Consider the following 1,806-nt stretch of genomic DNA (forward strand, 5'->3'; position numbering starts at 1 on the left):
TCAGGCCGGGGAGGATGTCAAACGAACGACACTTGCTTTCTGAGCCACTAACCTTGTAGAAAGACAAGGGCGAAAGGGCGGCTTTGATGCGGCGGCGCATTCTACAGCTTTGCATCCTCGGCTGGACGATGCTCCTCGTCCTGGCAGTGGGGGGCAGGGGATCCCTGCTGGTTCCCCACTTTTTTGGCATTGAAGCCCTGCAAGCCCAGGCTCAAACTCAAGCCGGAGAACTGCCGCAGCCGATGCGGCTCAAACTCCCCCCCGGCCTGGATCGCTACGCCTACGACAAGGCGGTGGGAGACTACTTTGAGGAAATCGAGCCGCTTTTGCCAGGTGGAGCCTATGCCCAGTGGGCCTTCTATCCCGTCCCTATCTACATCCAAGGGGATCACCCCCAGTGGAAGGCCTCCGTGGAGCAAGCGGTGAAGGAGTGGTCGGCCTACATCCCGCTCAAGGTGGTGGCCAAAGAGGAGGAGGCTTTCTACGGGATGAGCATTTACCGCGTTCCTCCTATTGGCGGCGGGGTGGCTGGGGCGGCCCGCCCGGAGTTTTTCTTCGCCTCCGATGGCTCTTTGCAGCAGCGGGTGCGCATCGTCATTGCAGAAGGACAGGGGTTGGCCGAAATAACGGCGGTGGCCCGACACGAGATCGGGCATGGGCTGGGGCTGTGGGGCCATAGCCCGAACCTGCGGGATCTGATGTATGGCGGACACCATGCGGCGGCTACCGGCAATCGGCGGGTGTTGCGGGTGCCCAACATTACCAAGCGGGATCTCAACACCCTCAAGCGCGTCTACGAGCAGCCCACCCTCAGCGGGCAGGTCTTTCCAGAGAGCTATCGCCGCCTGTTTGGCCAGCTTCTGCAGGAAAAGCCGCTGCCCGAGAGAGCTCTTGGATTGCCGCTAGCTAGAGCTGCAGGAGTTGCGACACCCCCTTGAGCGCCATAGCTAGGAGAAAAAAGAGCAACTGGGTGGCAACAATGCTGGGGCCGGAGGGCAGGTTGAAGGTTGCCGAGGCGATCATCCCCAGCACCGCGCTCAGTCCCCCAATACCTATGGCCAGCAGCACATAGGTTGTAAAGCGGGATCCCAAAAGCCTTGCCGTCGAGGCTGGGATGACCACAAAAGCGCTCACCAGCAACACCCCCACAGAGCGAATTGAGAGCGCCACCACCACAGCCAGCAACACCACAAAAGCCAGCTTCTGCCAGCCCACCTGAACCCCCCGCGCCCGCGCCAGCGGCTCATCCAGGGTCAGCAACATTTGGGAGGGCAAAGTCAATCCCACATAGGCCGAGCTGATCAGCAAGAGGATCCCGCTCGTCCACAGGGCTGCCGGGCTGATCCCCAAAATCTCCCCAAACAACAACTGGTTGAGGTTGCCCCGATAGCCGGGCAGCAAGCTGAGGGCGATAACGGCCAGCGCCAAAGAGGAAGAGTAGATGATGTTCAGCACCGCATCCGCCGACAGTTGAGTGCGCTCCAGGACAAAGGTGACGCCCAAAGCAAACCCCACCCCAAACACCATCAGCACCACGGTGGGATTCAGCCCCAGCAGCACTCCCAAAACAATCCCCAGCAGAGCCGAATGCCCCAGGGCATCGCTAAAGAACGACAGTTGCCGCAAGATGACAAAGCTGCCCAGCAGCCCGCCCGTCATGCCGGTGAGGATCCCGCCCAGCATGGCCCGCTGCATAAAGGGCAACTGCAACAGCTCCACCACCTGCGCCCAGCCTTCCGACATCTCTTTGTCTCTCAGTGACGGTGGATGTAGCGGACAAAATGGTGCTCCGCACCGCTGTCGCGA

At 60.9% G+C, this 1,806-nt stretch carries 2 protein-coding genes; one reads left to right on the plus strand and one right to left on the minus strand.

The window, feature by feature from the left end; translation table 11 throughout:
• Positions 1-86 precede the first annotated feature (86 nt).
• Positions 87-938, plus strand: coding sequence for a hypothetical protein (locus NW819_RS13065; RefSeq protein ID WP_414332345.1), 852 nt, complete (start codon positions 87-89; stop codon positions 936-938).
• Here the strand turns inward: NW819_RS13065 and NW819_RS13070 are convergent.
• Positions 907-1,743, minus strand: coding sequence for a metal ABC transporter permease (locus NW819_RS13070; protein ID WP_414352040.1), 837 nt, complete (start codon positions 1,741-1,743; stop codon positions 907-909). The two genes, NW819_RS13065 and NW819_RS13070, sit on opposite strands and share 32 nt — an antisense overlap.
• Positions 1,744-1,806: the final 63 nt, after the last annotated feature.

The sequence above is a fragment of the Synechococcus sp. R8-2 genome, from assembly GCF_047461715.1.
GTDB lineage: Bacteria > Cyanobacteriota > Cyanobacteriia > Thermostichales > Thermostichaceae > Thermostichus.